The 21,340-nt window shown below is 65.0% G+C and carries 20 protein-coding genes; 11 read left to right on the top strand and 9 right to left on the bottom strand.

Annotated elements, in window-relative coordinates:
* Nucleotides 1-49: 49 nt before the first annotated feature.
* Nucleotides 50-1,330: a sodium:proton antiporter NhaD gene (nhaD, locus tag E4K64_RS13555; RefSeq protein WP_135163948.1), complete on the bottom strand. Its 1,281-nt coding sequence runs from the start codon at nucleotides 1,328-1,330 to the stop codon at nucleotides 50-52.
* Nucleotides 1,331-1,444: 114 nt separating this feature from the next.
* On the bottom strand, nucleotides 1,445-2,317 hold the full coding sequence (locus tag E4K64_RS13550) for an NAD(P)-dependent oxidoreductase (protein WP_135163947.1): 873 nt from the start codon (nucleotides 2,315-2,317) through the stop codon (nucleotides 1,445-1,447).
* 198 nt (nucleotides 2,318-2,515) lie between these two features.
* Between E4K64_RS13550 and E4K64_RS13545 the strand changes: the two genes are divergently transcribed.
* The 6 genes from E4K64_RS13545 (at nucleotide 2,516) to E4K64_RS41105 (ending at nucleotide 7,775) form a co-directional block, all read left to right on the top strand.
* Complete coding sequence (locus E4K64_RS13545; protein ID WP_135163946.1) at nucleotides 2,516-2,953, top strand: VOC family protein; 438 nt, start codon at nucleotides 2,516-2,518, stop codon at nucleotides 2,951-2,953.
* A 129-nt stretch (nucleotides 2,954-3,082) separates the two neighbouring features.
* The gene (locus E4K64_RS13540; protein ID WP_028135633.1) at nucleotides 3,083-4,219 is read left to right on the top strand and encodes an Mrp/NBP35 family ATP-binding protein; all 1,137 of its coding nucleotides are present in this window, start codon (nucleotides 3,083-3,085) and stop codon (nucleotides 4,217-4,219) included.
* 216 nt (nucleotides 4,220-4,435) lie between these two features.
* Nucleotides 4,436-5,524, top strand: coding sequence for a TRAP transporter substrate-binding protein (locus E4K64_RS13535; protein ID WP_135163945.1), 1,089 nt, complete (start codon nucleotides 4,436-4,438; stop codon nucleotides 5,522-5,524).
* 165 nt (nucleotides 5,525-5,689) lie between these two features.
* Nucleotides 5,690-6,778 carry a TRAP transporter substrate-binding protein gene (locus tag E4K64_RS13530; protein WP_135163974.1) on the top strand — a complete coding sequence of 363 codons (1,089 nt, stop codon included), beginning with the start codon at nucleotides 5,690-5,692 and terminating at the stop codon, nucleotides 6,776-6,778.
* 171 nt (nucleotides 6,779-6,949) lie between these two features.
* Nucleotides 6,950-7,306 (top strand): YunG family protein, encoded by a 357-nt coding sequence (locus tag E4K64_RS13525; RefSeq protein ID WP_430642495.1) that lies wholly within the window; start codon nucleotides 6,950-6,952, stop codon nucleotides 7,304-7,306.
* A gap of 283 nt (nucleotides 7,307-7,589) precedes the next feature.
* Nucleotides 7,590-7,775, top strand: coding sequence for a hypothetical protein (locus E4K64_RS41105; protein ID WP_235884662.1), 186 nt, complete (start codon nucleotides 7,590-7,592; stop codon nucleotides 7,773-7,775).
* 138 nt (nucleotides 7,776-7,913) lie between these two features.
* Here E4K64_RS41105 and E4K64_RS13515 read toward each other — a convergent pair whose 3' ends face one another.
* Nucleotides 7,914-9,443, bottom strand: coding sequence for an FAD-dependent monooxygenase (locus E4K64_RS13515; protein WP_430642494.1), 1,530 nt, complete (start codon nucleotides 9,441-9,443; stop codon nucleotides 7,914-7,916).
* 439 nt (nucleotides 9,444-9,882) lie between these two features.
* Between E4K64_RS13515 and E4K64_RS13510 the strand changes: the two genes are divergently transcribed.
* The gene (locus E4K64_RS13510) at nucleotides 9,883-10,557 is read left to right on the top strand and encodes a response regulator (RefSeq protein WP_135163943.1); all 675 of its coding nucleotides are present in this window, start codon (nucleotides 9,883-9,885) and stop codon (nucleotides 10,555-10,557) included.
* 1 nt (nucleotide 10,558) lies between these two features.
* Nucleotides 10,559-11,992 (top strand): sensor histidine kinase, encoded by a 1,434-nt coding sequence (locus E4K64_RS13505; protein ID WP_167771981.1) that lies wholly within the window; start codon nucleotides 10,559-10,561, stop codon nucleotides 11,990-11,992.
* 119 nt (nucleotides 11,993-12,111) lie between these two features.
* On the opposite strand, the gene E4K64_RS13500 is transcribed toward E4K64_RS13505, so the two are convergent.
* The 6 genes from E4K64_RS13500 to E4K64_RS13475 form a co-directional block, all read right to left on the bottom strand.
* Nucleotides 12,112-13,401 (bottom strand): M20/M25/M40 family metallo-hydrolase, encoded by a 1,290-nt coding sequence (locus E4K64_RS13500; RefSeq protein WP_135163942.1) that lies wholly within the window; start codon nucleotides 13,399-13,401, stop codon nucleotides 12,112-12,114.
* A gap of 118 nt (nucleotides 13,402-13,519) precedes the next feature.
* Nucleotides 13,520-15,175: a TRAP transporter large permease gene (locus E4K64_RS13495; RefSeq protein WP_135163941.1), complete on the bottom strand. Its 1,656-nt coding sequence runs from the start codon at nucleotides 15,173-15,175 to the stop codon at nucleotides 13,520-13,522.
* A gap of 26 nt (nucleotides 15,176-15,201) precedes the next feature.
* Nucleotides 15,202-15,783, bottom strand: a complete 582-nt coding sequence (locus E4K64_RS13490) for a TRAP transporter small permease subunit (protein ID WP_135163940.1) — start codon at nucleotides 15,781-15,783, stop codon at nucleotides 15,202-15,204.
* Nucleotides 15,784-15,952: 169 nt separating this feature from the next.
* Nucleotides 15,953-16,972 carry a GTP 3',8-cyclase MoaA gene (gene moaA, locus E4K64_RS13485; RefSeq protein WP_135163939.1) on the bottom strand — a complete coding sequence of 340 codons (1,020 nt, stop codon included), beginning with the start codon at nucleotides 16,970-16,972 and terminating at the stop codon, nucleotides 15,953-15,955.
* 109 nt (nucleotides 16,973-17,081) lie between these two features.
* Nucleotides 17,082-17,576, bottom strand: coding sequence for a hypothetical protein (locus E4K64_RS13480; protein WP_167771980.1), 495 nt, complete (start codon nucleotides 17,574-17,576; stop codon nucleotides 17,082-17,084).
* Nucleotides 17,577-17,733: 157 nt separating this feature from the next.
* Nucleotides 17,734-18,408, bottom strand: a complete 675-nt coding sequence (locus E4K64_RS13475; RefSeq protein ID WP_135163937.1) for an HAD family hydrolase — start codon at nucleotides 18,406-18,408, stop codon at nucleotides 17,734-17,736.
* Between the two features lie 155 nt (nucleotides 18,409-18,563).
* Between E4K64_RS13475 and rpiA the strand changes: the two genes are divergently transcribed.
* From rpiA to gor, 3 genes are all read left to right on the top strand, one after another.
* Nucleotides 18,564-19,277 (top strand): ribose-5-phosphate isomerase RpiA, encoded by a 714-nt coding sequence (gene rpiA, locus E4K64_RS13470; RefSeq protein WP_126261547.1) that lies wholly within the window; start codon nucleotides 18,564-18,566, stop codon nucleotides 19,275-19,277.
* A gap of 2 nt (nucleotides 19,278-19,279) precedes the next feature.
* Entirely contained in the window at nucleotides 19,280-19,819 is a 540-nt protein-coding gene (locus tag E4K64_RS13465; protein WP_126261548.1) for a DUF2059 domain-containing protein, read from the top strand.
* Between the two features lie 125 nt (nucleotides 19,820-19,944).
* Entirely contained in the window at nucleotides 19,945-21,333 is a 1,389-nt protein-coding gene (gor, locus tag E4K64_RS13460; protein WP_135163936.1) for a glutathione-disulfide reductase, read from the top strand.
* Nucleotides 21,334-21,340 lie beyond the last annotated feature (7 nt).

Here is a 21,340-nt window from a genome sequence, read left to right as displayed (position 1 = left end):
TAAAGAATTACGTTAACCCGGCGTTAATTTGGATCTCGCCCGCGCCCGTTCAGTGCAGTGCGGCATGCTGCACGATGTAGACCATCGCCCCCGCCAGATAGCCCACGAGCGCGGGGCCCGCGATGCGGCGGGCGTACCAGAAGAACTCGATCTTCTCGAGCCCCATGGCGGCAACGCCCGCGGCCGAGCCGATGATCAGGATCGAGCCGCCGGTGCCGGCGCAATAGGCGATGAACTCCCAGATGAAGCTGTCCGGCGGATATTGCACCAGATTGTACATGCCCATCGTGGCGGCGACGAGCGGCACGTTGTCGATGATGGCGCTGAGGAGGCCGAGCAGGATGACGATGACGTCGAGACGGCCGACCGTGGCGTCGAGCCATTTGGCGAGCAGCTCGAGCAGGCCGGCGTGCTCCAGGCACGCGACGGCCATCAGGATACCGACGAAGAACACGATCGAGCTCATGTCGATCCGCGCCAGCGCATGGACGAGGGTGAGGGGACGGCGCGCATCCTCGTCCTTGTGGCGGTGGACGATCTCGCCGACCAGCCAGAGGACGCCCAGCCCGAAAAGGATGCCCATGAACGGCGCGAGGTGCGTCACGGCCTTGAAGACCGGCACGGCAATCAGGGTGCCGAGGCCGAGATAGAACATCAAATTGCGCTCGAACAGCTCGACCCTGAGGGCCTTCGCTTGTGCCTGCAGCGGCGGGGCGATCTCCTTGCCCCTCAGCGAATAGCCGATGATGAGCAGCGGTATCAGCAGGTTGAGCAGCGACGGCAGGAACACCGACTTCATGATGTTGACCGGAGTGATCTGGCCCCCGATCCAGAGCATCGTGGTCGTGACGTCGCCGATCACGGTCCAGGCGCCGCCGGCATTGGCGGCAATCACGATGATGGACGCAAACAGCAGGCGATCGCCCTTATTGCCGATCAGCTTCTGGATCAGCGAGATCATCACGATGGTGGTCGTCAGATTGTCGAGGATCGCGCTGAGGAAGAACGTCACGAAGCCGATGATCCACATCAGCGTGGTCTGCTTCGTGGTGCGGATGACCGAGGTGATGACCTCGAAGCCGTTGTGGGCGTCGATCACCTCGACGATCGTCATGGCGCCGATCAGGAAGAAGACGATCTGCGCGGTCGAGGCCACGGATTCGTCGAGCTGGTGGTTGACGAGCGAGGCGTCGCCGACGGACATCGCGTAGATGGTCCAGAGCAGGCCCGCCCCCAGCAGAGCCGAGGCACTCTTGTTGACGCCGAGCGGATGTTCGAGCGCGATGGCAGCATACGCAACGATGAAAACGGCGGCTATCACGCTCAGCAAGTCAGTCCCCCCGGAATTCGTTTTTCGGCTCGATGCGGGCCTCGTCGCGGCGCGAGTACGGCGTCGAGACCGATGATGGTCGCAGCTGCCCGGCTGCGACCATCGACGCGTTCGTCAGCGTTGCAGGCGCGCGAGCAGGCTCGACGTGTCCCAGCGCTTGCCGCCCATCTTCTCGACCTCGGAATAGAACTGGTCGACCAGCGCCGTCACAGGCAGGTTGGCGCCGTTGCGGCGGGCTTCAGCGATCGCGATCGAGAGGTCCTTGCGCATCCATTCGACCGCGAAGCCGAAATCGTACTTGTCCTCGTTCATGGTCTTGTAGCGATTTTCCATCTGCCAGGACTGCGCGGCCCCTTTCGAGATGGTCTCGATCACCGCGGCGACGTCGAGGCCGCTCTTCTTGGCGAAGTGGATACCCTCGGAGAGACCCTGCACCAGACCGGCGATGCAGATCTGGTTGACCATCTTCGTCAGCTGGCCGCTTCCGGCGGGCCCGAGCAGCTTGCACATCCGCGCATAGGCGCCCGTGATGATCGGCTCGGCGCCGGAATAGGCATCGGGCGCACCGCCGCACATCACCGTCAGCACGCCGTTCTCGGCGCCGGCCTGGCCGCCGGAGACCGGCGCGTCGACGAATTTGAAGCCCGCCTTGGCGGCGGCTGCGTCCAGCTCGCGCGCGACCTCGGCGGATGCGGTGGTGTGATCGACGAAGGTCGCGCCCTTCTTCATGCCGGCGAAGGCGCCGTCGGGACCGATCGTGACCGCGCGCAGATCGTTGTCGTTGCCGACGCAGCACATCACGAAATCCTGACCTTCGGCGGCCGCCTTCGGGGTCGCCGCGGTCTTGCCGCCGAACTTGTCCGCCCATTCCTTCGCCTTGGCCGCGGTGCGGTTGTAGACGGTGACCTCATGGCCCCCTTTTTTCACGAGGTGTCCGGCCATGGGGAAGCCCATGACGCCGAGACCGAGGAAAGCGACTTTAGCCATGTGTGGTACCTTGTCCGTAGTTTTGAGTTTTACGGTTGTAGCCGGGCGAGGGCGCCGGGCGGCGCCCTCGAAGTTCCGCTGCGAGGGCGGACCGGAGGCGCACCATAAACCGTTAAGCCGGGAGGGCAACGGCTTCGTTTGGCGGCCCCCTGTGCTAGGATGGCGGGACCCAAGAACTTCGAAAAAGGGAGCGAGAGCATGGGCGGTGTGAGCGTTGGCGTCCTCGATCATTTCAACATCCGGACCCGGAATCTGGCCGAGACCGTCCGCTTCTACGAGGACGTGCTGGGCCTGGAAAAAGGCGCCCGGCCGAATTTCGCCTTCCCCGGCGCCTGGATGTACAGCGAGGGCCGGGCGGTGGTGCACCTGGTCGATATTTCCGCGACGGCGGAGCCGCAGAAGCCGGATTCCGGCGTCGTCCATCATGTCGCCTTCGTCAGCCGCGGCTTCGACGGCATGAAGCAGCGGCTGACATCCAAGGGGATGAAGTTCGACTCCCGCCAGGTGCCCGGCGGCGACCTCTGGCAGATCTTCGTTCACGACCCCAACGGGGTCATGATCGAGCTGAACTACGAGGCCGCCAAGGAGCAGGGGGCGGCGCCCGCCGAGATGGCTGACGATATCGGCAGGCAGTAGCCTTTTGGGCGTTTCCGCTCTAATGGGGCATCCTAAAGTCTCGAGCCTGACCTTGCCGGAAAGCCGCTTCCCGCTTTGCGCTGGCGCGGCCCTCCGGGTCCGGATCAGGCTCCGTTCAGGAGATGCGCTTTGAGCGTGACGCAGCAACAGGTTCTCGACAGCCTCGCCAGGATCAAGTCGCCCCGCGGGGTCGCGCTTACCAATGCCAATGTGCTGAGCGCGATCAGCGCGTCCGACGGCAAGGTGTTCTTCTCGATCAATGTCGATGCCGCCGAGGCCAGAGCCTGGGAATCCATCCGGGCCGAGGCCGAGGCCGCCGTGCGCAGCATCCCCGGCGTCACCACCGTCATGGTGGCACTGACCGCCGAGCGCAAGCCGGGCTCCGCACCGCCGCCGCCTCCGCAACCCAGTCGCGGCGCACCCGGCGTGCAGCCGGCCCATGCCCACAAGCCGCCGCAGGGAGGCGGCTCGCCCATGGCGCGGCAGTCGGAGATCCCGGGCGTCGCCGCCGTGATCGCGGTCGCCTCCGGCAAGGGCGGCGTCGGCAAGTCGACCACCGCGCTGAACCTGGCGCTCGGCCTGCGCGATCTCGGCCTCAAGGTCGGGCTGCTCGATGCCGACATCTACGGCCCCTCGGTGCCGCGCCTCACGGGCCTGCGCGACAAGCCGGAGCTGAACGACGAGCGCAAGATGATTCCGCTTCGGCGCTTCGGCCTTGCCATCATGTCGATCGGTTTCCTGGTCGAGGAAGAGACCGCGATGATCTGGCGCGGTCCCATGGTGATGTCGGCGGTGACGCAGATGCTGCGCGACGTCGAATGGGGCAAGCTCGACGTTCTCGTGGTCGACATGCCGCCGGGCACCGGCGATGCCCAGCTCACCCTGGCGCAGAACGTGCCGCTCAAGGGCGCGGTGATCGTCTCGACCCCGCAGGACCTGTCCTTGATCGATGCGCGGCGCGGACTTGCCATGTTCAAGAAGGTCAACGTGCCCGTGCTCGGCATCGTCGAGAACATGAGCTATTTCCAGTGCCCGCATTGCGGCACGCGGTCGGACATTTTCGGCCATGGCGGGGCGCGCCACGAGGCCGAGAAGCTCGAGGTGCCGTTCCTCGGCGAGATCCCGCTGCACATGGCGATTCGCGCCACTTCGGACGCCGGTAACCCCGTCGTCGACAGCGAGCCGGATGGTCCCCATGCGGCCATCTACCGCGCCATTGCGGGGCAGGTCCGGGACCAGCTCAAGGGCGTCATCGCGGCGGCCTGAAGCGGCCGCCGGCGCGCCTCCTCGTTCCTTTGGGGGACATGCGACTTTCGTAGACCCCCGTCATGCCATTGTCGCGTTCCGAAAACGGGCCTTCCGTGTTAAAGGCCCACCGCAGTCAAGCCCCTTCGGTTCGACGCGGCCCGGTCGCGTCGCCGGAATCAGCGGCGGCACAAGAGAAGTTCAAGGGGAAACGCCCCAGCAAGGAGAGACCTGAAGATGAAGCGTCGTGATTTTCTGAAAGTGTCGGCAGCAGGCGCGGCGGCGACCGCAGTGGCCTCACCGGCGATCGCGCAGTCCTCGCCCGAGGTGAAGTGGCGCCTGACTTCGAGCTTCCCGAAGTCGCTCGATACCATCTATGGCGGTGCCGAGCAGGTGGCGAAATACGTCGCCGAGATGACCGACAACAAATTCCAGATCCAGGTGTTCGCCGCCGGTGAACTCGTTCCCGGCCTGCAGGCGCTCGATGCGACCTCGAACGGCACGGTCGACATGTGCCACACCGTGTCCTACTACTATGTCGGCAAGGACCCGACCTTCGCGATCTTTGCCTCGGTGCCGTTCGGCCTCAATGCACGCCAGCAGAATTCGTGGCTCTATCAGGGCGGCGGCAACGAGCTCGCCAACGAGTTCTTCAAGAAGTCGAACGTGATCGGATTCCCCTGCGGCAACACCGGCACCCAGATGGGCGGCTGGTTCCGCAAGGAGATCAAGACGGTCGCCGACCTCTCCGGCCTGAAGATGCGCATCGGCGGCATTGCCGGCCAGGTGCTTCAGAAGGTCGGCGTGGTGCCGCAGCAGCTCGCCGGCGGCGACATCTATCCGGCGCTGGAGAAGGGCACCATCGACGCGGCCGAGTGGGTCGGGCCTTACGATGACGAGAAGCTCGGCTTCGCCAAGGTCGCCAAGTACTACTATTATCCGGGCTTCTGGGAAGGCGGTCCCACCGTCCACGCCTTCGCCAACCTGGAAAAGTTCAATGCGCTGCCCAAGAGCTACCAGGCGATCCTCACCAACGCGACGGCCAATGCCAACAGCTGGATGGCCGCGCGTTACGACATGCAGAACCCGACGGCGCTGAAGCGCCTGGTTGCCGGCGGCACCCAGCTTCGTCCCTTCACCAACGAAGTGCTCGAAGCCTGCCTAAAGGCGACCAACGAGCTCTGGGCCGAGGTCTCGGCCAAGAACGCCGACTTCAAGAAGTCGATCGACGCCATGCAGGCCTACCGCTCCGACGAATATCTGTGGTGGCAGGTTGCCGAATATACCTACGACAGCTTCATGATCCGCTCGCGCACGCGCGGCTGATCTGCGGCTTAAGTCGCAGGACCAGATCGCCCGGCCTCACTCGCGAGGCCGGGCTTTTTCTTTGCCGCAGTGCGATCGGGATGGCATTCGGCCGCGGCTTGCGTCATGCTGGCGGCAAGCCTCGACAAGAAGGCCCACAATCACGATCCATCAGGGCAGGAAATCATGAAGAGAAGAGACTTCATCAAGGTCACTGGACTTGGCGCGGCCGGCGCCGCCACGCTCGCGGCTCCCGCGATCGCGCAATCGATGCCGGAAATCAAATGGCGTATGCCGACGAGCTGGCCGAAGTCGCTCGACACGCTGTTTGGCGGGGCCGAGATGATGTGCAAGATGGTCGCTGAGGCGACCGACAACAAATTCCAGATCCAGATCTTCGCGGCTGGCGAGATCGTCCCGGGCCTCCAGGTGCTCGACGCCGTGCAGAACGGCACCTGCGAAATCGGCCACACCGCCTCCTACTATTATTTCGGCAAGGATCCGACCTTCACCTTCGGTTCGGCCGTGCCGTTCGGCCCCAACATGCGCATCAACCAGGCCTGGTACATGCTGGGCGGCGGCCGCGACGTGCTCAACGAATTCTACAAGAGCTACAACGTCGTCTCGCTGCTCGCGGGAAACACCGGCTGCCAGATGGGCGGCTGGTTCAGGAAAGAGGTCAACACGCCCGACGATCTCAAGGGCATGAAATTCCGCATTGGTGGTTTCACCGGCCGCGTGCTCCAGAAGCTCGGCGTGGTGCCGCAGCAGCTCGCCGGCGGCGACATCTATCCCGCGCTGGAGAAGGGCACCATCGACGCCGCCGAATGGGTCGGCCCCTATGACGACGAGAAGCTCGGCTTCTACAAGATCGCGCCGCACTACTACTATCCCGGCTGGTGGGAAGGCGGACCGATGCTGATGGCCTTCGTCAACCTCGACAAGTGGAACGCGCTGCCGAAATATTACCAGAGCGTGCTGGAGCAGGCCGGCCACTACGCCAACAACTACATGATGGCGCGCTACGACAATGCCAATCCGCTGGCGCTGAAGAAGCTGCTGGCGGGCGGCACCAAGCTGCACCCGTTCTCGCCGTCGATCATGGATGCCTGCCACAAGGCCGCCAAGGAGCTGCACGCCGAAGTCGCCGCGACCAACCCCAACTTCAAGAAGGTGCACGACTCGCTCGCCAAGTTCACGAGCGACGGCTACGCCTGGTTCCAGGTCGCCGAGGTCGGCTACGACATCTTCATGGCGCGGCGCTCGCAGAGCTGACCACGCCGTCTCTCGCAGGCAGCGCCCCGGCGCGAAAGCTCCGGGGCGCTGTCATGTCTGGACGGGCCCAGGCTTGAAAACCGAAAAACAACCCCATGCACAGTAGCCAACGGCTTGATAAGTCATCGGAAAAAATCGGCGATACAAGCGGTCTTCGCGGAGGCGGGAACGGTGCTGAGCTTCGATCCAGATGATGTTCACAGAGCGCTGTGCAGGGCATGGTCGCTGGCGACGGCGAGCCAATGGACCGCGAGCAACCCCGCGGCGGGACAGTGCAACGTCACCTCGCTGCTCATTCACGAACTGTTCGGCGGCGAGCTGCTGAAGACGCCCTTGCCGGCCGGCGAGCATTTTTACAATCGGATCGGCGGCAAGAGGTACGACTTCACGGCGAGCCAGTTCGACGCGCCGATCGATTATTTGGACTTGCCTGCAAGTCGGGCCGACGCGGAGCGAGGAGCAACCCGCGACGAGCTGGCCGAACTCAGAGCGGCGTTCGGGAAGCGCAGTTCCAGGTCGGAAGGGTGAGCAGCCGACCTTGTCGCCTCGCTGGCGTCGTCGGGTTCGCTGCTGGTCTGCCGATGGCCATCCGGTGCGCGCCTGCCGATCCGCTATGCGCGAAATATGTGAACCGCATTTCGGTCAGGGACGTCAAACTCCGGAAGCCCCAGGTGTCACCTTGTCTCCCAGTCTGACCGATCTCCTTCACGTACCGACGCTGATCTATGGATGGGTCCTTGCGCTAGGACTCACGTGCGGGCCGTTGCTCCTGAAATTCCTCAATTATAGGCCGGTGACACGATGCGCTGTCTTGCGGGCCGTGTCGTGCTTTGTCGTGACTGGAGGCTGGCTGACATTTGGCACCGCCGCGATCAGCGCTCACGAGCGCGGTCTGATCTCATTGCCCACCAGCATTGTCGTGGTGGCGTGCCTGCTCGCCGGCGCAGCGGCCAGCTCGTTCCTGATCGCGCGGCGGTATCCGGATGAACAGGCCTAAAGCGCGATGCGATTAGGATGAATCGTCATCGCGCTTTAGGTGGTTGTTTAAGCATGATCTTTTCGGAAAAACCGCGGCGCACTTTTCCGGATCATGCTCTAGCGGCGGCAATCCGCTGGACCGAACTCAAGACTGCCTTTAGTTCGCGTTGGGCTCACCGAACCATCGCGCTGCGGCCTGAGACGCTTCCTCGTTGTCGGGAGCCTGTTCGCCGGCCCAGGCCACGACGCCGTCGGGGCGCACGAGCAAGGCGATCAAGCCCAATCGTTCCTTTGCCTCGCTTGCAACATAGTTGATCCGGCCACGCCAGCGGCGCGCAAGCGCTTGAAGTGACGGCCGTGCGCCGAAATCCAGCAGCAGCCCTTTCCCGGTTCTGAGGAGCGCGCTTAGTCTTGTCCCATCGCCCAGTTCAAAGTCGGGCGCACTCCGCCCCACCAGCGGATGGCTCCCGCCGAGATCATAGCGGAGGGAAACACCCCACACGCGCTCGGCGAAGTAGGTCGCGCCGTCGCGCGTGTTGATGAGATCACGGACGACGGCTTCGAGTGCGCGCGAACTCCGGCTGGGGCGCATCAGCCCGACCTGGGCGCGCGACCAGTCGAGGATCTGCGCTCCCACCGGATGTCGTTCAGTCGAATAGCTGTCGAGCAGCCCGGCGGGCGCATCGCCACGAATGGTCGCCGCGAGTTTCCACCCGAGGTTCATGGCATCGCCGAGACCGAGGTTCAGGCCCTGGCCGCCCAGCGGCGAATGGATGTGTGCGGCATCGCCGGCCAGCAATACGCGGCCGGCGCGATAGTCGGTTGCCTGACAAGCGCGGTCGGTCCAGGTGGTGGCGAGCAGCAGGGCAGTTACCGTCAGGTCGACGCCCGAAACCCTGCGCAGCACCGCCTCGACATGGTCGCGCGCCAGCTCGCGGCGATGCGCGGCGCCGCCGTCGAAATCGACCATCGCGATCGTCCCAGGCGCCGCATAGGTGTACATCCCCGTAGGCGTGTAATGGCGACCGGGCTCGAGCAAGGCCGGATCGGCCAGTTCGACCTGCACGGAATAGCCGGTGAATTCCGGATCGGTACCGGTGAAGCCGATACCGGCCGCCTTTCGCACGCTGCTGCGCCCGCCGTCGCAACCAACGAGCCAGCGGCCTTGGACGGTTTCGCCGGCCGTCTCGACAGTCACGCCGTCCGTGGATTGCCTGAGAGTTTCGACGCCGCGGCCGCGCCGGATCTCTGCACCCAGCGCCTCTGCGCGGATCGCAAGGACGGCCTCGATGCTCGCCATTTCGGCCGCCATGCTCCCGATCGGGCCGGGCAGGCGGTATGGCCATTGCGTTGCGTCGATCTGATCGTGGAAGAACTGGATGCCCGCGAAATGACCGCCGGGGCGGCGCTGCTGCTGCATCCAGTGCGCACCCGCTGGCGTCTCTCGGCTCGCCGCGCCGGCTTTCAGACGCTCCAGCAAGCCACGGCGGTCGAAGCTCTCGATCGTCGGCACCGAGAGACCGCGCAAGCCGAAAGGCAGGCTCTTGAGCGGCGAGTGCGGGTGTCGTGCCTTTTCCAGGACCAGCACCGAGCGGCCGGCGAGCCGCAGCTCACAAGCCAGAAAGAGGCCGACGGGGCCTGCGCCCGCGATGATGACGTCATACAGAGGAGTGTCGGGGATCTGCATAAACTGCTCCATGGTCAATGTTCGACCGGAGCGTTTCCCAGACCTGAGGACCTCACGGACGAACGCTTGACCGCTTGAAAGGCGATCGTGTTCGTCGCGGGGATCTCAGGCACGGGGCCAAAGACCAGAGCTTTCGTTACCGAAAGGACTTGGGCTTACCAAGCCAAGTCTGCCTTTTCCGACATCGCCAATTTAGCCGTTGGGTCGCGGCCCCGTCAATGGAGCAAACGGCCCGAGGCCGGCAACGGCCGCACGCGATGTCTGATCATATGGGAGCGGCTTGCCTGCTGGAGATGCGCGCGGCTCCGACCTACATGAGCTTGACAGGGAAGGGCCAGCTGTTCGGCGTTTTTTCGCTGGCCGAGGCGGCCGGAATGGGGGAAGAGAGCGAAGATGCGGCGCGAGCCGTGCGGTGACTTGGGTATTCGGCGGATATGCGATGCGCCTTCTGATCGTCGAGGACAATGCCGAGCTGTCGCGGCTCGTCGCGGGTGGGCTGGCGGCGGCCGGCTACCAGAGCGACATCGTGGGCAGCGCGGCCGAGGCGCGCGAGGCGGTGAGCAGCGTCAGCTATGCCGCGATGATCCTCGACCTCGGGCTGCCCGACGGCGACGGTCTGTCGGTGTTGCGCGAGCTGCGCGTCAAGATGGAGCCGCTCCCCGTGCTGGTGCTGACCGCACGCGGCGGCCTGCAGGACCGCGTCAGCGGCCTGCGCAGCGGCGCCGACGACTATCTCGCAAAACCCTTTGCGATGGAGGAACTGGTGGCACGGCTGGAGGCGATCCTGCGCCGGCCCGGCCAGCTGCTCGGCCGCTCGCTCAGTCTCGCCAACCTGGTCTACGACACCGAGAGCCGCCAGATCTTCGTCGACGACCAGCCGCGGATCATCTCCGCGCGCGAGACCTCGGTGCTCGAGATCCTGCTGCGCCGGCAGGGGCGGGTGGTGCCGAAGAAGAACGTCGAGGACCATATTTTCGGGCTGGACGGCGAGGTCGCCTCCAACGCGGTCGAGGTTTACGTCTCGCGGCTGCGAAAGCAGCTCGCCGAACACGGCGCCAAGGTCGCGATCCACACCATCCGCGGCGTCGGCTATCTCATGGACGTGGAGAAATAGCGTGGCCCAGATCGGGTCAGAGGCCGGGTCCTATGGCAGGTCGCCGACGTTCAAATCGCTGATCTGGCGCATCGTGTTTCTGCACATCCTGGCGGTCGCGGTGGTCGCGATCTTCCTGCCGCTGGTGCTGTTCTGGCTGCTCAATTCCGAGATCGACCAGCTGCATCGCGATGCCATGCGCGCCCAGGCCGAAGTGCTGGCGGAGCGCATCGTGGCGCAGCCGGGCGGCCAGTTGACGTTCAATCTGCCCGACAGTCTCAAGGGCCTCTATTCGGACGCGTACGGCCGCTATCAGTACGACATTCGCGATGCCGACGGCCGCTTGCTGTTCTCTTCGCACCGGCGCTCCGCCGCCGCTGCAACGCGCCCGCCCGAGAGCATTTCCGGCGCCACGGTCGCCCGGGACATCGACGGCAAGACGGTGCGCATCCAGGTCGCCGAGGACCTCGCGCACCGCGACGTCATCATCGACGACATCGTCTCGAACTTCTTCCGGCGCGTCGGATGGATCACGATCCCGATCCTGCTGATCCTGCTCGCCACAGACATCATCATCTTTCGCCGGGCGATCGCGCCGCTGTGGAAGGCCTCCGAGAAGGCCAGCAATATCGGCCCGGCGCGCACCGACATCCGCCTGCCGACGGAGCAGATCCCGCGCGAGATCCTGCCGCTCGTCACCGCCGTCAACCAGGCGCTCGACCGGCTCGAAGGTGGCTTTCGGGTGCAGCGGCAGTTCACGGCGGACGCCGCGCATCAATTGCGCACGCCGCTCGCGATCCTGCGCACCCGGATCGAGACGCTTGACGATCGCGCGGCGCGGCAGGCGCTGCATGCCGACATCGAAACCATGAGCCGTCTCGTTGCCCAGCTGCTGGAGATCGCCGAGCTCGACACCCTGGTGCTCGATCCCGGCGAGACCGCGGATTTGCGCGCCGTCAGCGCCGAGGTGGTCGCCGCGATCGCCCCGTTCGCGATCGCGCAGCACAAGGACATCGCGCTGAAGGGCGCCGATGCGCCGGTGCCGATCCACGGCAATGCGGAGATGCTGCAGCGGGCGATCTTCAACCTCGCCGAAAACGCCATCAAGTTCACGGCAAAGGACAGCACCGTCGACGTCGAGGTAAGCGAGGACGGTTCGGTGCGCGTGCGCGATTCCGGTCCGGGGATCGCGGAGGCCGAGCGCGAGCTGATCTTCCAGCGCTTCTGGCGCGCCGACCGCCGCCGCAGCGACGGTGCGGGGCTCGGACTCTCGATCGTGCGCGCCGTGGCGGACGATCACGCGGCGACCGTTGCGGTGGAGAATCTTCCCGGCGGCGGAGCCGAGTTCACGCTGCGGTTTCGGTTGGCGGAAGGGTTTGCCGGTTCACCCTCGCCCCCCATGTCCGCCGAAGCCTCGGCGAAGGCGGATGCGGAACAGGGTGGCTCGCCGCGGTAACGGCGAGACGGGTGAGGGGTCTCTCAGTGAGGCCACTCTCAATTGAGCGCGTGGAGAGAACCCCTCATCCGGCGCTTCGCGCCACCTTCTCCCACAAGGGGAGAAGGGAGAAAGAGCCGCTATTTCAGCTTGCCGGTGGAGAGGTCCATGATCATGCGCGTCGCCAGATACAGCCGCGGCACGATGCTGCCCAGCTGCACATATTCGGCATCGTTGGAATGTGCACCGAAGCCTGACAGACCCATGCCTTCGACCACGGCGCCGCTGGTCTTGAGCGCGGCAAACGCGGCGTCGGTGCCGCCGCCGGTCGCCTTCTCGTCGACCTTGAGGGCCATTCCGAGCTCCTGATAGATGGTCTTGCCGTGGGCCGCCACGCGGCGCGAGGCCTCGTTGGCTTCCAGCGGCGGGCGGCGCACCTCGAACTTCAGATCGACCTTGGAATCGGGCAGCAGGCGATTCTTGATCTTGTCCTGCAGTTCCTTCTCCAGCCCGTCGAAATCGGACACCTTGAGCGCACGCGCATCGGCCTGGGCCGTGGCGTTCGCTGGAATCACGTTGCGGTTGGTGCCGGATTGGGAGACGGTCCAATTCAGCTTCAGGCCCCGCTCGGGCTTGGACAGGTCCTTCATCTGCAGCACCTGATGCGAGAGCTCGTACAGCGCATTCACGCCGCCCTCGGGCCTTGCGCCGGCATGTGACGACTTGCCCTGCACGGTGAGATAGGCCGAGCCGATGCCGCTGGTGGCGAGGCGCAGCGTGCCGTCGGTCCCGCCGCCTTCGAACGAGAACACCGCGTCCTGATCCGCGGCGAGGCGGGTGATGGTGCTGCGCCAGCCGGGCGAGGAAATCTCCTCGTCGCCGTTGGTGAGCACCGTGAGCGTGCCGTAGTCCCTGAAGCCCAACTTCTGCAGCAGGGCCACGGTGTGAAGAATGAGCGCAACGCCCTGCTTGTCATCGGCGATGCCGAGACCGTAGGCCTTGTCGCCGTCGATGCGGAACGGCTGGTCCTTCAGCATGCCCTTCAGGTACACCGTGTCCATGTGGGCGATCAGCATGATCTTCCTGGTTCCCGTGCCCTTGAACACGGCGTGCACGGCCGGCCCGATCTTCTCGGGGGTGTCGTCGAGGCGATAGACGTCGGTGGGTTGCAGGATCTCCACCGTGCCGCCGAGCTGCTTGAGCTGACCGGCAACGCGCTCGGCGATCTGGTTCAGGCCTTCGATGTCCTTGCTGCCGGATTCGATGTTGACGAGATCGCGCAGCGTGTCGAGCAGCGGCTGCTGCTCCTGTTGCGCCAGCATATGGACATCGGCGATCGGCTCGGCCTGCACCGTCGCTGCGGCACATGTCAGCCAGAGTGAGGCGATCAACCGGCCAACGAGCGATGGAGCAGGGTGCAGTCGGGGCATGGGCGGCCATCCCTAGGGTTGAGGATGGCCCGGTATGCCTCCGTTTTCGGTGCTTGTCACGCCCGCCGTCGCGCATCATGCCCCGCTTGCGCGGAGCACGACGGCGAGTTGCGTCCCCCTACTTCGACGGCGGACCGAGATCCAGCGGCGGCAGCTCGATCTGCGGCACCTCGATCCTGATCGTGCTGGGATCGATGGTCGACTGCACGCCCTTGTAATGCATCACCATCGCGGGGAACATAATCACGAGACCGACCATGATGACCTGGATGACGACGAAAGGCACCGCGCCCCAATAGATCTGGCCCGTGGTGACGGGTTCCATCCGCTTGCCGGTGACGCGATCGGTGTAGCGTTCCTTCGGAGCGACCGAGCGGAGATAGAACAGCGCGAAGCCGAATGGCGGATGCATGAACGAGGTCTGCATGTTGACGCCGAGAATGACGCCGAACCAGATCAGGTCGATGCCGAGGTGCTCGGCGGCCGGCCCGAGCAGCGGGATCACGATGAAGGCCAGCTCGAAGAAGTCGAGGAAGAACGCCAGCACGAACACGAAGGCGTTGACGAAGATCAGGAAGCCGACCTGGCCGCCGGGCAGCGAGGTGAGCAGGTGCTCGACCCAGACGTGACCGTTGACGCCGTAGAAGGTGAGCGAGAACACGCGGGCGCCGACCAGGATGAACACGACGAAAGCCGACAGCTTGGCGGTCGATTCCGTGGCCTGCCTGATCAGGTCCCAGCTCAGCCGCCGCTTCGCCGCACCGAGGATGAGGGCGCCGGCGGCCCCCATCGCGCCGCCTTCGGTCGGGGTCGCGATGCCGATGAAGATCGTGCCCAGCACCAGGAAGATCAGGAACAGCGGCGGCACCATCACGAAGGTCGTCTGCTGCGCCATCTTCGACAGGAAGCGGAAGCCGGTCAGCTTGTCGATGACCCAGTTCACGACGGCGACGGCGAACGCGAAGACGATGCCATAGAACATGCTGAGCACGACGTAGTCGGCGCCATGCGTCTCCGAATTGCGCATCATGAACCAGCCGAAGACACAGCTCGCCAGGAACAGCACACCGAGCGAGCGGAGACCGCGGTTGCCGTCTTCCTCGCGGAAGCCGATCGCCTCCTTCGGCAGGCCCGGCGCGGCGTTCGGGAAGATCAAGGTGACGAGGAAAGCGTAGCCGGCGTAGAGGCCGGCGAGCACGAGACCCGGGATGAAGGCGCCCTCGTACATGTCGCCCACGGACTTGCCGAGCTGGTCGGCCATCACGATCAGGACGAGCGAGGGCGGAATGATCTGCGCGAGCGTGCCCGAGGCGGCGATGATGCCCGTCGCCATGCGACGGTCGTAGCCATAGCGCAGCATGATGGGCAGCGAGATCAGCCCCATCGAGATCACCGACGCCGCGACCACGCCTGTCGTCGCGGCGAGCAGCGCGCCGACGAACACCACTGCGTAGGCAAGGCCGCCGCGGATGGTGCCGAACAATTGGCCGATCGTGTCGAGCAGGTCCTCGGCCATGCCCGATCGCTCCAGCACCAGTCCCATGAAGGTGAAGAAGGGAATGGCGAGCAGCGTGTCGTTGTTCATCACGCCGTAGACCCGCTCCGGAAGCGCCTGGAGGAAGTCCGGATGGAATTGGCCGAGTTGGACGCCGATGATGGCGTAGAACAGGCCGACAGCGCCGAGCGAGAATGCCGCGGGATAGCCGAGCAGCAGCACGACGACCAGCGACGCGAACATGATGGGCGCCATATTGGCGATGATGAAAGCGGTCATGATTCCCCCTAAACCGTCGCCAACGGCTATTTCTTCTCGATCACTTCGACGAGATGCTCGACTTCAGCTTCCAGCGCCGACACCTGCGATTCATGGGGATCCGGTATCAGTCCGCGCATGACCGCAATCCGCTTGATCAGCTCGGAGATGCCTTGAACGAGCAGGAACGCGAACCCGACCATGATCAGGGCCTTGGCGGGCCATTGCGGCAGGCCGCCGGCATTGCCGGATTGCTCGTTGACATGGAACGAGCGCTGGAAGAACGGCACGCCGGTGATAATCATGACGACGCACAGCGGAATGAGGAAGAACAGGTGACCGACCACGTCGATCACGTTGCGGAGCGTCTTCGGCAGCGCGTTGTTCACGATGTCGATGCGGATGTGCTCGTTGTCGAGCAGCGTCCAGGGCGAGCAGAGCAGGAACACGATGCTGAACAGCACCCATTGCAGCTCGAGCCACGAATTGGAGGAGGTGTCGAAGGTCTTGCGGATGATCGCATTGACCGCAGAGATGATGACGGCGGCCACGATCAGCCACGCAAGGCGTTTGCCCGTCCAGCGTGTGAACGCGTCGATCCCCTGGCTCAGCTTTAGGAGCGCTTGCAATGATAGGTCCTCCCCCGATTGTGCCCCGGGCGTCTTGACTGCGCCGAACGGGCGCGTGGCTTGTCTGGCCGCGCAGGCATGAGGCAGCCGCACCAAACCAGCGGGCGTGCCGCCAGTCAATCGGAAGTTTGTTGATAATTCAGGGGAATAAGGCCGTAGTCCGCCGGTGTCAGCCGCCGGTGACGCTCATGTGCCTGCTGACGCTGGGGCGGTCGTGGCGGCGGTCGATGATGAAATCGTGGCCCTTGGGCTTCAGGCCGATGGCGCGGTCGATCGCATCCGCGAGCAGCATGTCGTCGTCGGATGCACGCAGCGGTTTGCGCAAGTCCGAGGCGTCCTCGTGGCCGAGGCAGGTGTGCAGCGTTCCGGTGCAGGTAATGCGAACCCGGTTGCAGGACTCGCAGAAATTGTGCGTCATCGGTGTGATGAAGCCGAGCTTGCCGCCGGTCTCGGCGACGCTGACATAGCGGGCCGGACCTCCGGTGCTCTCGGCCAGATCCGTCAGCGTGAATTGCTGGGCAAGGCGCGCACGCACCAGCGACAGCGGCAGATATTGGTCGATGCGGCCCGAGCCGATCTCGCCCATCGGCATGACCTCGATCAGCGTCAGGCCCATGCCCTTGCCGTGGGCCCAGCGCATCAGCTCGGGAAGCTCGTCCTCGTTGAGATTCTTCAGCGCCACCGCGTTGATCTTGACGGCAAGTCCCGCGGCGCGCGCGGCCTCGATGCCTTCCATCACCTTGTCGATCTCGCCCCAGCGGGTGATCTCGCGGAACTTGCTGGGATCGAGCGTGTCGAGCGAGACGTTGATGCGGCGGACGCCGCAATCGGCGAGCTCGCTCGCGTATTTCGCGAGCTGGGTGCCGTTGGTGGTCAGCGTCAGCTCGTTGAGGGCGCCGCTCGAAAGATGCCGCGACAGCGAGCGCACCAGCGTCATCACGTTGCGCCGGACCAGCGGCTCGCCTCCGGTGAGGCGCAGCTTCTTGACGCCTTTGGCGATGAAGGCCGAGCAGAGCCGGTCGAGTTCCTCCAGCGTCAACAGGTTCGCCTTGGGCAGGAACGTCATATCTTCCGACATGCAATAGAAGCAGCGCAGGTCGCAGCGGTCGGTGACGGATACGCGCAAATAGCTGATGGTCCGCCCGAACGGATCGGTCATCGGGTTCGACAGCGCGGCGGATCCGTTCATGCGAGAGGCCTTGTCACTTATGGCGACGGGCGCACCTTGGCTTCAGGCGGTGCTCGGGACGCAATCTAAGCATCGTCCGCGGCGAGGACAATCGGGTGGTATACTTAGATCAGCGCCGGCCGGCGTTCGGATCGGGGAACGGCGAGGCCGCGGCCGGAATCGCTTGAGCCGGTGCCGCAGCAGGCGCCGCTGCGGCCCGTTTCGGTTTCCTGGGCCGGTGCGGCTTGCGAGCCGGTCTGGGCGGGGTCGCGGGCTGCAGTTCCGCAAACACCGGATTCGGGTCCGTGGTCACCGAGGCCGGGGTGGTGAAATCCCCCGGATTCCTGATCAGATTCACCGGGACGCTTGCCGGCTGGTACTTCGGCAGCGCGAAAGCGACCGTGAAGGGGACGTCGGGAGCTGGAACCGAGACAGAGCAGGGGGTCTTGCAGCCCGGGCCGAGCGATGTCGTGGCGTCCGCGCCCGGGGGATTGGATTCGAGCCGGACCTGGACCGTCGGCGGGGTCGATTTGAACACGTCCCAGGACATCGAGGAGCAGCCGCCAAGGCTTGCCGCTCCCAACAGACCTGCTCCCGCTAACGCAACCGCGCTGACACGACGCATGACCCATCCACTTCGACTGCGACGAACCGCCACACAAGCCCCGCAGGGACCTTAGGAGCGTCGTTTGGGGCAGGCAACCGGCGGGTGGCGCATAGTCAATGAATGGTTAATGCGCAGCCGCGCGCAATAAGCTAGTTATTTCAGGGGGCTGGCGGCGCTACGTGGTCATCAGGCTGCTGGCGGCAGCCGGCAGGTCGCGCATGTGATGGATCAGCCGGTCCGGCTTCAGCTCGGCAATCGGCACGTCGGTGTAGCCGAAGCTGACCCCGATCACGGGCACCCCGGCCCGCCGGGCCACCCCGACATCGGTTCCGGCATCGCCGACCATGATGCTGGCTTTGACCGCGCCGCCGGCCCGCGCCACCGTTTCCCGGAAGATGGTCGGATCGGGCTTCTGGACGCCAAAAGTGTCGGCGCCGCAGATCGCCGCGAAGCGGCGGCTGAGGTCGAGCTGGTCCAGCAGCCGCTTGGACAGCCATTCCAGCTTGTTGGTGCAGACCGCGAGGCGATGGCCTTGAGCCGAAAACTGGTCGAGCGCGGCCTCGAGCCCCTCGAAGGGGCGGGATTCGACCGCGATATGATCGGCATAATAGGCGATGAAATCGGCGGTCATCCGGTCCATGTCGGCGGGGGTGACGGCGCGGCCCTCCGCTTCCAGCCCCCGCTCGATCAGCTTGCGGGCGCCGGCGCCGATCATGTTGCGGGCCGAGGCCATCGGCACCGGCGGCAGCCCTTCGCGGTCGAGCACGTAGTTCAGCGCTGTGATCAGGTCGGGCGCCGTATCCACAAGCGTGCCGTCGAGATCGAAGACGATGGTGTGAGGGGAGGTCATGATCCAAGCGCTACCGGCCCGGTCGCGTCCACGCAAGGGGCGGGCCCATAAGATCACCTTATAGGCCTGTTCCCGCGGGACAAACGAGGCTACATAGGCCGCCGAAAGCGGCCATGATCGGCGGCACCTTCGAGACTTCAAAGGCGGGCGCAAACGTGAATATGGATCAGTTGAAGCGACAGGCTGCTGCCCGCGCGCTCGAGGAGGTGCGGGACGGCATGCAGCTCGGGCTCGGCACCGGCTCGACCGCCAAGCATTTCGTCGAGCTGCTCGGCGAGCGGGTCGCCGCCGGGCTGAAAGTGATCGGCGTGCCGACCTCCGAGGCGACGCGCCTCGACGCGACGCGTTGCGGCGTGCCGCTGACCACGCTCGATGAGATCGACCATCTCGACATCACGGTCGACGGCGCCGACGAGATCGATCCCGCGCTCAACCTGATCAAGGGCGGCGGCGGGGCGCTGCTGCGCGAGAAGATCGTGGCGGCGGCCTCGGATCGCATGATCGTGATTGCCGACGACAGCAAATGGGTGCCGACGCTCGGCAAGTTTCCGCTGCCGGTCGAGGTCATCCCGTTCGGCCTCGGCGCGACGCGACGCGCGATCGAGAAGGCATTTGCCGAATGCGGCGTTTCCGGGCAAATGGCGGTCCGCAAGGGCAAGGACGGCCACGTTTTCGTCACCGACGGCGGCCACTGGATCGTCGATGCCCAGCTCGGACGGATCGAGGATCCTGCCAGCCTCGCCAGAGCGTTGAGCGCGATCCCCGGCGTGGTCGAGCATGGATTGTTCATCGGCTTGGCCAGCTCTGCCGTTCTGGCGGGTGGCGAGGGAATCCGCGTGATTGAACGGCGCAAGCCGAAAGGAGACTAGGAATGAAGAGCTTTTTGAAATTCTTGCCAGCCGCGACCCTCGCTGCGGGCTTGGCGCTGGCGGCCGTCCCGGCCGTGGCGCAGCAGGCCCAGAAGGCTCCGGCTGCGCCGGCCCAGCCGAAGGCCTCGCCTGCAGCCGTTGCCGCAGCCAGGGAGATCCTGCAGATCAAGAACGCCAGCGGGATGTATGCGGGCGCCGTGCCCGGCCTCGTCGAGAAGACCAAGAATGCGCTGATCCAGCAGAACCTCAACTACCAGAAGGACCTCAACGAGGTCGCGCCGATCGTGGCCCAGCAGCTCAACGGCCGCCAGAGCGAGATCGGCGAAGGCATGGCGCAGATCTATGCCAGCGAGTTCACCGAGCAGGAGCTGAAGGATCTCGTCACCTTCTACAAGTCGCCGCTGGGCAAGAAGCTGATCGACGCCGAGCCGCGCGCCATCGGACTCAGCATGAACTTCATGAACTCCTGGGCCCAGACCTTCTCCGAGACCGTGATGGGGGCCTTCCGCGCCGAGATGCGCAAGCGTGGCAAGGACATCTGACACACACTATCTGTCATGGAATTCCTGAAGCGCATCATCGCGCTTCAGGTTGTTATTTGGGCATGGTCTTCTCGGAAAACCGCTGCACACTTTTGCGGACCATGCTTTAGGGGTCGGAGTGGACAATGGCTGAATTCGACGTCGACCTCTTCGTCATCGGTGGCGGTTCGGGCGGCGTGCGTGCCGCCCGCATCGCGGCCGGTCACGGCGCGCGCGTGATGATCGCGGAGGAGTACCGCATGGGCGGGACCTGCGTGATCCGCGGCTGCGTGCCGAAGAAGCTGTTCGTGATCGGCTCGCATGTCCGTCACGAGCTCGAGGACGCCGCCGGTTTCGGCTGGACCGTTCCGCCCGCCAGCTTCGACTGGGCGACGCTGATCGCCAACAAGGACAAGGAGATCGCGCGGCTGGAGGCGGCCTACACGGCCAATGTCGAGAAGTCCGGCGCGCAGATCGTCAAGAGCCGCGCGGTGATCGAGGACAAGCACACCGTCCGTCTGCTCGAGAACGACCGCAAGATCACCGCAAGATATATCCTGATCGCCACCGGCGGCGCGCCCAACCACGGTGCCGCGATCCCCGGCATCGAGCACGTGATCTCCTCCAACGAGGCGTTCCATCTCAAGAAGCTGCCGAAGCGGATCGTGATCCAGGGCGGGGGCTATATCGCGCTGGAATTCGCCGGCATCTTCGCCGGCTTCGGCTCCGACGTCACCGTGGTCTATCGCGGCGACAACATCCTTCGCGGTTTCGACGAGGATGTCCGCGCCCATGTCCGAGCAGAGATGGAGAAACAGGGCATCACCATCCTCACCGGCTGCACGGTGGCGAAGGTCGACCGTCACGGCGAGGAGTTCACCACGCATCTGTCGAACGGATCGAGCCTCGCTTCCGACCAGGTGATGTTCGCGATCGGCCGCCATCCGGCGGTGGCCAATCTCGGGCTGGAGAAGGCCGGCGTCGCCATCAATCCTGCGAATGGCGGCATCGCGGTCGATCATTTCTCGAAGAGCTCGGTCGACAGCATCTATGCGATCGGCGACGTCACCCATCGCTTCAACCTGACGCCGGTCGCGATCCGCGAGGGCCATGCCTTCGCCGATACCGTGTTCGGCAAGCGCGAGGTCAGGGTCGATCACGCCAACATCCCGACCGCGGTGTTCTCGCAGCCGGAGGTCGGCACGGTGGGTCTGACCGAAACCGAAGCGCGCGCGCAATTCAGCCACGTCGACATCTACAAGACGACGTTTCGCCCGATCAAGGCGACGATGTCGGGCCGCGACACCCGCGTGCTGATGAAGCTTGTGGTCGACGGCGCGACCGATCGCGTGCTCGGCTGCCATATCGTCGGCGACGCTGCCGCCGAGATCACGCAAGCCGTCGCGATCGCTGTGAAGATGAAGGCGACCAAGGCCGATTTCGACGCGACGATCGCGCTGCATCCGACCGCCGCCGAAGAACTCGTCACCATGCGCACCCCGACCGCACGCCACGTGCGGCAGGCGGCGGAGTAAGCTCGGC

Origin of the sequence: Bradyrhizobium frederickii (genome assembly GCF_004570865.1) — a bacterium.
Classification (GTDB): Bacteria; Pseudomonadota; Alphaproteobacteria; order Rhizobiales; family Xanthobacteraceae; genus Bradyrhizobium; species Bradyrhizobium frederickii.
Note: the sequence above shows the minus strand (reverse complement) of the source record. Positions and strands in the feature narration are given on the sequence as shown.